Origin of the sequence: Streptomyces sp. M-16 (genome assembly GCF_052114405.1) — a bacterium.
GTDB lineage: Bacteria > Actinomycetota > Actinomycetes > Streptomycetales > Streptomycetaceae > Streptomyces.
The window spans coordinates 1-9,682 of record NZ_JBFRER010000183.1 but is presented as its reverse complement, the minus strand read 5'-3'; the positions used below and the strand labels follow the sequence as shown (position 1 = coordinate 9,682).

Here is a 9,682-nt window from a genome sequence, read left to right as displayed (position 1 = left end):
CTGGCCGAGCTGTGGCGTGCGGCGGGTGTGGTGCCGGACGCGGTGGTCGGTCACTCGCAGGGTGAGATCGCGGCCGCCGTCGTCTCGGGCGCGCTGTCGCTGGAGGACGGCGCCAGGGTGGTCGTGCTGCGTTCGCAGCTGTTCGCGGACGAGCTGGTGGGCCGGGGCGCGGTCGCCTCGGTGTCACTGGGCGCCGAWGCGGTCCGCAAGCGGCTCGCCCSGTACGGGGACGCGCTGTCGATCGCCGGGATCAACGGTCCGGGCACCGTCACCGTCGCCGGTGAGGTGGCTCCGCTGGAGGAGCTGGTCGCCGCTCTGGAGGCCGACGGCGTCCGGGCCAAGATCATCCCCTCCACGGTGGCCTCCCACTGCGCCCAGGTCGACCGCCTCAAGGAGCGGGTGATCGAACTCCTGTCGTTCGTCCGGCCGCGCGCCGGATCCGTCCCGCTCTACTCCACCGTCACGGGCGAGGTCCTGGACGGCTCCGAACTCACCGCCGCCTACTGGTACGAGAACTGCCGGCAGCCGGTGTCCTTCGAGCCCGTCGTCCGCTCCCTGCTGGCCGACGGACACCGCGTGTTCGTCGAGTCCAGCGCCCACCCCGTCCTCGTGTACGGGGTCATGGAGACCGCCGAGGCCGCCGGATCCGAGGCCCTGGCCCTGGGCACCCTGCGCCGCGAGGAGGGCGGCCTCGCCCGCTTCTACACCTCCCTCGCCGCCGCCTGGACCCGCGGCGTCGACGTCGACTGGACCTCCGTCCTCGCCGGGCGCGGTGCGCGCACCGTCGAACTCCCCACGTACGCCTTCCAGCAGCAGCGCTACTGGCTGGCGTCCGGCCCCGCCGAGGCCGCCGCCCCGCAGGGCCCGGCCGAGGAGACCGAGGGCGCGTTCTGGTCGGCCGTCGAAGCCGGCGACCTCGACTCACTGGCCGAGACCGTCGGCCTCGACGGCGACCGCCCGCTGCGCGACCTGCTGCCCGAGCTCGCCACCTGGCGGCGCGGCCGGCGCGAACGCTCCACCGTCGACTCCTGGCGCTACGACGTCGACTGGACCCTGCTGCCCGAGGACACCGCCGACCGCCTCACCGGAGCCTGGCTCGTCGTGGAACCCCTGCGGGCGGCCGACCCGGAGCGCCCCGCCGCCACCGTCGCCGCGCTCGCCGCGCACGGCGCCGACGTCCACCGCATCGCCCTCGACCCGGGCGACGCCGACCGCACGGCCTGGGCCGCGCTGCTGCCCGACGGCCCGTTCACCGGGGTGGTCTCCCTGTTCGGCGACGCCGCCGACCGGGACGCCGTCGCCACCGGCACCCTCGTCCTCGTCCAGGCACTGAACGACGCCCGCGTCACCGCGCCCCTGTGGGCGCTCACCCATGGCGCCGTCGCCACCGGGCCGTCGGACGCGCCCGCCGATCCCGTCCAGGCCCAGCTGTGGGGCCTCGGCCGGGTCGTCGGCCTCGAACAGCCCCGTGCCTGGGGCGGGCTCGTCGACCTGCCGGCGGAACTCGACGAGCGGGCCGCGGCCCGGCTCGCCCGGGTCCTCACCGGCCTCGGCGACGAGGACCAGGTCGCGGTCCGGGCCGGCGGAGCCTTCGGCCGCCGCCTGGTCCGGGCCCCGCTCGGCGACCGCGAGCCGGTCCGCCGCTGGGAGCCGTCCGGGACCGTCCTGGTCACCGGCGGCACCGGAGGCGTCGGCGCCCGCGTGGCCCGCCGCCTCGCCGCCACCGGCGCCGCCCACCTCGTCCTCACCAGCCGGCGCGGCGCCGACGCCCCCGGGGCCGCGGAACTCGCCGCCGAACTCCGGGCGCTGGGCGCCGACGTCACCATCCCGGCCTGCGACGTGTCCGACCGCGCCCAGCTCAAGGCGGTCCTCGACGCGATCCCGGCCGGGCAGCCCCTGACGGCGGTCGTCCACGCCGTCGGCATCGTCCAGTCGACCCTCGTCGACGAGATGACCACCGACGAGTACCGGAAGATCAACGAGGGCAAGATCGACGGCGCCCGTCACCTCGACGAGCTCCTCGGCGACACCGCGCTCGACGCGTTCGTCCTGTTCTCCTCCAACTCCGGCGTCTGGGGCAGCGGCCGGCACGGCGGCTACGCCCCCGGCAACGCCTACCTCGACGCGTTCGCCCAGCAGCGCCGGGCCCGCGGCCTCACCGCCACCTCCCTCGCCTGGGGCGCCTGGGGCGGCGGCGGCATGATGGAGGGCGACGGCGTGGAGGAGTACATGCGCCGCCGCGGCGTCATCGAGATGGACCCCGAACTCGCCCTGAACGCGATGGTCCAGGCCGTCGAGCACGACGAGGTGTTCCGCGCCGTCGCCGACGTCGAGTGGGAGCGCTTCGCCCGCGGCTTCACCTCCGGCCGTCCCAGCCCGCTCATCCAGGGCGTCCCGGAGGCCCGCGCCGCCCTGAAGGCCTCCGACGAACCCGCCGGGACGGCGGCGGCCGCCGCCACCGGGGCCGCGGCCCGGCTCGTCGAGGAACTCACCGCGGCGAACCCCGCCGAGCGCGAGACGATCCTCCTCGACCTGGTGCGCGAGAAGGTGGCCGGCGTCCTCGGCCACGACTCGGGCGACGCCATCGAACCCGGGCGCGCCTTCAAGGGCCTCGGCTTCGACTCGCTGACCGCCGTGGAACTGCGCGACCGCCTCGGAGCCGCCACCGGCCTGAAGCTCCCCGCCACCATCGTCTTCGACTACCCCAACCCGGCGGCCCTCGCCGGCCACCTGCGCGGCGCCCTGCTGCCGGAGTCGACGGCACCCGTCGGCTCGGTCCTCGACGAGCTCGACCGCCTCGAAGGCGCGCTCGCCGCCGCCGCACCCGACAGCGACACCCGCACCAAGCTCAAGCAGCGCCTCGAAGCCCTGCTGTGGACCGTGGGCGGCACCGAAGCCACCCCGGACGAGAGCACCGGCGACGGCCTGCAGAGCGCCACCGCCGACGACATGTTCGCCCTGCTCGACAAAGAGCTGGGCACCTCCTGACACATCCGGGAGGGGTGTCTCCCCGGCCGGGCCACGGCCCGTCCGGGGAGGCACCCCTTCCCCCATCCCACCCGCCGGCCAGCGATCCGCCCCCCGGGGCCCACGGAGATACCGACCATGGCGAACAACGAAGAGAAGCTCCTCGAATACCTCAAGCGGGCGACGGCCGACCTGCAGCAGACCCGCAAGCGGCTGCAGGCGGCCGAGTCGGCCGGCCACGAGCCGATCGCGATCACCGGCATGGCCTGCCGCTACCCCGGCGGGGTGAGCTCCCCCGAGGACCTGTGGGAGCTGGTCGCGGCCGGCGGCGACGCCGTCGGCGGCTTCCCCGTCAACCGCGGGTGGGACATCGAGTCCCTCTACGACCCCGACCCCGACAAGCCGGGCACCAACTACGTGAAGGAAGGCGGCTTCCTGCACGACCTCGACGAGTTCGACGCCGGCTTCTTCGGGATCTCCCCGCGCGAGGCCCTCGCCATGGACCCCCAGCAGCGGCTGCTGCTGGAGACCGGCTGGGAGGCCGTCGAACGCGCCGGGATCGACCCGGACACCCTCAAGGGCAGCCTCACCGGCACCTTCGTGGGCTTCAGCGCCATCGACTACACCACCGGCATCCTCCAGGCCCCGGAGGAGCTGGAGGGGTACCTCGGCACCGGCAACCTGGCCAGCGTCATGTCCGGCCGGCTCTCCTACTCCCTCGGCCTGGAGGGCCCGGCCGTCACCATCGACACCGCCTGCTCCTCCTCCCTCGTCGCCCTGCACATGGCCGCCCAGGCACTGCGGGGCGGCGAGTGCTCGATGGCCCTCGCCGGCGGTGTCACCGTCATGTCGAACCCCGCCGGGTTCGTGGAGTTCAGCCGCCAGCGGGCGCTGGCCGCCGACGGCCGCTGCAAGGCCTTCGCCGCCGCCGCCGACGGCTTCGGGCCCGCCGAGGGCGTCGGCATGCTCCTCCTCGAACGGCTCTCCGACGCCCGCCGCGCCGGCCGCCGGGTCCTCGCCGTGATCCGGGGCACCGCCGTCAACCAGGACGGCGCCAGCAACGGGCTCACCGCCCCCAACGGGCCCGCCCAGATGCGGGTCATCAAGCAGGCCCTCGCCAACGCCCGCGTCTCCGCCGCCGACGTCGACGCCGTCGAGGCGCACGGCACCGGCACCACCCTCGGCGACCCCATCGAGGCCCAGGCCCTGCTCGCCACGTACGGGCAGAACCGGCCCGCCGACCGGCCGCTGTGGCTCGGCTCGGTGAAGTCCAACATCGGCCACACCTCGGCGGCTTCGGGCGCGGCCGGCGTGATGAAGATGGTCATGGCGATCCGCGGCGGCCTGCTCCCGCAGACCCTGCACGTCGACGCACCCTCCCCGAAGATCGACTGGGCCTCCGGCGCCGTGGAACTGCTGACCGAGGCGCGCGCCTGGCCGGAGACCGGCCGTCCGCGGCGGGCCGGGGTGTCCGCGTTCGGCATCAGCGGCACCAACGCCCACGTCATCCTGGAACAGACCCCCGAGGACACCGGAGCGGACCCGGAGGGCGAGCCGGACGGGACCGGCCCCGGCCGCCCCGCCGTCCTGTCCGCCCCCGTGGCCGGCACCCCGTGGCTCCTGTCCGCCCGCACCGCCGCCGCCCTGCGCGGCCAGGCCGGACGGCTCGCCGCGCACGCCGGGAAGCACCCCGACGCGCACACCGCCACCGGCATCGCCCTGGCCACCACCCGGGCCGCCTTCGACCACCGCGCGGCGATCACCTCGCTGACCTCCGCCCAGGACACCGAGCGCGCCCTCGCCGCCCTCGCCGGGGGCGACACCGCGACGGGCGTGCACCAGGGGCAGGCGGGCACCGGCAAGACGGTGTTCGTGTTCCCGGGGCAGGGTTCCCAGTGGGCGGGGATGGCGGTGGAGCTGTACGGGGCCTCGCCGGTGTTCGCGGGCCGCCTGGACGCGTGTGCCGAGGCGCTGGCCCCGCACACGGAATGGTCGCTCCTGGACGTGCTGCGTCAGGAGGACGGCGCTCCCGGTTTCGACCGGGTGGATGTCGTGCAGCCGGCGCTGTGGGCCGTGATGGTGTCGCTGGCCGAGCTGTGGCGTGCCGCCGGAGTCGTCCCGGCGGCCGTCGTGGGTCACTCGCAGGGCGAGATCGCCGCCGCGGCCGTGTCCGGGGCGCTGTCCCTGGAGGACGCGGCCAAGGTGTCCGCGCTGCGGGCGCGGGCCATCGTCGCGCTGGCCGGCAAGGGCGGCATGGTCTCCGTCGCCGACACCGCTGACGCGGTGACAGAACGCATCACCGCCTGGGGCGAGCGCCTGGCCCTGGCCTCGGTGAACGGTCCGCAGTCCACGGTGGTCTCCGGTGATCCGCAGGCCCTGGACGAGCTGATGGCGGCCTGCGAGGCCGACGGGGTCCGTGCCCGCCGGATCAACGTGGACTACGCCTCGCACGGTCCGCAAGTGGAGTCGATCCGCGACGAGGTCATCGGCCTGCTCGCCGGCATCGAGCCGCGCACCGCCGAGATCCCCTTCTTCTCCACCGTCACCGGCGACTGGGCCGACGGCTCCGAACTCGACGCCGAGTACTGGTACACCAACCTCCGCCGCACCGTCCGCTTCCAGGACGCCATCAGCGGCCTCCTGGAGCGCGGCCACAAGGTCTTCGTGGAGACCAGCGCCCACCCCGTCCTCACCATCGGCGTCCAGGAGACCATCGACACCACGGACCCGTCCGCCGTCACCCTCGGCACCCTGCGCCGCGACGAGGGCGGCCCGCAGCGCTTCCTCGCCTCCCTCGCCCAGGCCTGGACCCACGGCGCCCCCGTCGACTGGCGGACCGTCCACGCCGGCCAGGACGTCTCCGGCGTGGAGCTGCCCACGTACGCCTTCCAGCGCGAGCGCTACTGGCTGACGGCCACCGGAGCGGGCTCCGCCGCCGCCGACGTGGCCGCCGCCGGCCTCGGCGCCGCCGACCACCCCCTCCTCGGGGCGGCCGTCCGCCTCGCCGAGGGCGGCCAGACCGTCCTCACCGGCCGCCTGTCGCTGCGCACCCACCCCTGGCTCGCCGACCACGTCGTCGCCGGAGCCCGGGTGCTGCCCGGCGCCGCGTTCGTCGAACTCGCCGTCCGCGCCGGTGACGAGGCCGGCTGCGACACCCTCGACGAACTCACCCTGGAGGCCCCCCTCGTCCTGCCCGACGAGGGCCCCGTCCTGCTCCAGATCGTCCTCGGCCCGCCCGACACCACCTCCGGGCGCACCGTCGCCGTGTACGGCCGCCAGGACGCCGCCGACGGCCCCTGGACCCGCCACGCCCACGGCGTCCTCAGCAGCGCCGAAACCCCCGAGCCGGGCCGCGAGCTCACCGCCTGGCCCCCGGCCGGCGCCGAGCGGGTGGACCTCGACGGGTTCTATGAGGGGCTGTCGGGGTCGGGGTACGGGTACGGCCCCGCCTTTCAGGGGTTGGCCGAGGTCTGGCTCCCGGGCGACGGTGTCGGGGTGTACGCCGAGGTGGTGCTGCCCGAGGATCAGCAGGAGGACGCCGGCCGGTTCGGCCTCCACCCGGCCCTGCTCGACGCCGCGCTCCACGCGCTGGCGGTGAGCGGGCCGGAAGCGGAGGACGGAACGGCCTGGCTGCCGTTCGCGTGGAGCGGCGTGCGCCTGCACGCCGCGGGCGCCTCGCGCGTGCGCGTGCACCTGACCCCGGCCGGACCGGACGAGGTGGCCCTCACGGTCGCCGACGCCACCGGCCGCCCCGTGGCCACCATCGCGTCGTTCGCTTCGCGGCTGGCGTCCGCCGGGGAACTGACCGCCGCCGCGGCCGCCGCCGGAGCCACCGGCGGGGCGGGCACCGTGACGCGTGCGCCCGTACGCCGGACGGCCGCCTCGCAGGACGCGGCGGAGGCCGAAACGTTCGCACAGCGGCTGGCCGCGCTCTCCCCGCAGGAGCAGGAGCGCACGGTCACCGACCTCGTCCGTACCCGGGTGGCCGCGGTCCTCGGCCACCCGGAGACGGAATCCGTGGAGGCCGAACGGGCCTTCCGGGAACTCGGGTTCGACTCGCTGACCGCGGTCGAACTGCGCAACCGGCTCACCGCCGCGACCGGACTGTCCCTGCCCGCGACCCTCGTCTTCAGCCACCCGACCCCGCTTGCCCTCGCCCGGCACCTGCTCGACCAGCTGGGCACCGCCCGCGGCGCGCAGGCGCCCGGACTGCGTGAACTCGCCGCCCTGGAAGCCGTACTGGCGGACGCCGCCCCGGACGGCGCCGCCCGCGACACCGTCACCAAGCGGCTCGAAGCGCTGCTGTGGAAGTGGCGCGCCACCGAGACGGAGGCGGACGTCCTCGACGACGACGCCCTCGCCGCGGTGACGGACGACGAGATCTTCGCACTGATCGACAAGGAACTGGGAGCTTCCTGACCTGCTCCTGCGTCCCATATCCACTTAGGAGTACCGAGCATGTCGACGAGCAACGAAGAGAAGCTCCGTGAATACCTCAAGCGCGTCACAGCCGATCTGAGCCGTACCAAGCAGCAGCTGCGCGACGCGGAGGACGCCGGGCACGAGCCGATCGCCATCGTTTCGATGGCCTGCCGCTTCCCGGGCGGGGTCACCGACCCCGAGGGCTTCTGGAACCTCGTGGCGTCCGGTACCGACGCGATCGGCCCCTTCCCGGCCGACCGCGGCTGGGACACCGACCTGTACGACCCCGACCCCGACGCCCCCGGCAAGACGTACGTCCGCGAGGGCGGCTTCCTGCAGGGCGCCACCCTCTTCGACCCGGAGCTCTTCGGCATCTCGCCGCGCGAGGCGGCCGCCATGGACCCGCAGCAGCGGCTGTTCCTGGAGACCGCCTGGGAGACCCTGGAGCGCGCCGGGTACGACCCGACGTCGCTGAAGGGCACCGAGACGGGCGTCTTCGTCGGCGCCGTCGCCTCCGACTACGCCTCCCGGCTGGACGCGCTGCCGGACGGGGTCGAGGGCTACATCGGCACCGGCACCATGTCGAGCGTCCTGTCGGGGCGGGTCGCCTACGCCTTCGGGCTGGCCGGCCCCGCCGTCACCGTCGACACCGCCTGCTCCTCCGGCCTCGTCGCCCTGCACCTGGCCGTGCAGGCCCTGCGCCAGGGCGAGTGCTCGCTCGCCCTGGCCGCGGGCGTGGCCGTCATGTCCAGCCCCGCCGCGTTCGTCGAGTTCAGCCGGCAACGCGCGCTGGCCGCCGACGGCCGCTGCAAGGCCTTCGGCGCCGACGCCGACGGCACCACCTGGTCCGAGGGCGCCGGCGTGCTGCTCGTGGAGCGCCTCTCCGACGCGCGCCGCAACGGCCACCGGGTCCTCGCCGTCATCCGCGGTTCCGCCCTCAACCAGGACGGCGCCAGCAACGGCCTCACCGCCCCCAGCGAGCCCGCGCAGCAGGAGGTCATCCGCCGCGCCCTCGCCAACGCCCGCCTCACCCCGCAGGACGTCGACGCCGTCGAGGCGCACGGCACCGGCACCTCCCTCGGCGACCCCATCGAGGCGCAGGCCCTGCTCGCCACCTACGGGCAGGAGCACACCGCCGACCAGCCCCTGTGGCTCGGCTCGTCGAAGTCCAACATCGGGCACGGCGGCCCCGTCGCCGGCCTCGCCGGCGTCATCAAGATGGTGCAGGCACTGCGCCACGGCGTGCTCCCCAAGACCCTCCACGCGGACGAGCCGTCCCCGCACATCGACTGGTCCTCCGGCGGCGTCCGGCTGCTGAACGAGTCCCGGGACTGGACGCCCCGCGGCGACGAGCCCCGCCGGGCCGGGGTCTCCTCCTTCGGCGTCAGCGGCACCAACGCCCACGTCATCCTCGAAGAGGCCGCCCCCGCCGACCGGCCGGCGCAGCCGTCCCCCGGGGAGGAGACCGGCGGCCCCGTGCCGTGGATCCTCTCCGCCCGCACCCCCGCCGCCCTGCGCGAGCAGGCCGCCCGCCTGCTGGCCCACGTACGGGACGGCGCCGCGCCCGCCTCCACCGGCTTCTCGCTGGCCACCACCCGTACCGCCCACCCGGTGCGCGGCGCGGTCGTCGCCGCCAAGCACGAGGAGTTCCTCGCCGGGCTCGCCGAGCTCGCCGAGGGCGACACCACCGGCGTCACCGCCGCCGCGGGCGCCGACCGTCCCGTCCTCGTCTTCCCCGGCCAGGGCTCCCAGTGGGTCGGCATGGCCGTGGAGCTGTACGAGGCCTCCCCGGTGTTCGCCGCCCGCCTCGACGCGTGCGCCGAGGCACTCGCCCCGCACACCGACTGGTCGCTGCTGGACGTGCTCCGCCAGAAGGACGGCGTCCCCGGCTTCGACCGCGTCGACGTGGTCCAGCCCGCCCTGTGGGCCGTGATGGTCTCCCTCGCCGAGCTGTGGCGCTTCCACGGGGTGCGCCCGGCCGCCGTGCTGGGCCACTCGCAGGGCGAGATCGCCGCCGCCGCCGTGTCCGGCGCGCTGTCGCTCCAGGACGCGGCGAAGGTGTCCGCGCTGCGGGCCAAGGCGATCGTGGCCCTCGCGGGCAAGGGCGGCATGGTGTCGGTGGCCGACGTCGCCGACGCCGTGACCGAACGCATCTCCACCTGGGGCGAGCGGCTCTCCCTCGCCTCCGTCAACGGCCCCCGCTCCACGGTGGTCTCCGGTGACCCGCAGGCCCTGGACGAGCTCCTCGCGGCCTGCGAGGCCGACGGCGTACGGGCCCGCCGCATCAACGTCG

The 9,682-nt window shown here is 75.3% G+C and carries 3 protein-coding genes; all 3 read left to right on the top strand.

Going from position 1 to position 9,682, the window contains the following annotated elements; genetic code table 11:
* A partial coding sequence (locus AB4039_RS39805) for an SDR family NAD(P)-dependent oxidoreductase (protein ID WP_442273067.1) occupies positions 1–2,988 on the top strand: 2,988 nt, incomplete at its 5' end.
* A gap of 117 nt (positions 2,989–3,105) precedes the next feature.
* On the top strand, positions 3,106–7,386 hold the full coding sequence (locus AB4039_RS39800; RefSeq protein WP_442273066.1) for a type I polyketide synthase: 4,281 nt from the start codon (positions 3,106–3,108) through the stop codon (positions 7,384–7,386).
* A 39-nt stretch (positions 7,387–7,425) separates the two neighbouring features.
* A partial coding sequence (locus tag AB4039_RS39795; RefSeq protein WP_442273065.1) for a type I polyketide synthase occupies positions 7,426–9,682 on the top strand: 2,257 nt, incomplete at its 3' end.

Excerpts from the sequence above, each read along its gene's own strand:
- AB4039_RS39800 (WP_442273066.1), top strand. The coding sequence starts at position 3,106 with ATGGCGAACAACGAAGAGAAGCTCCTCGAATACCTCAAGCGGGCGACG.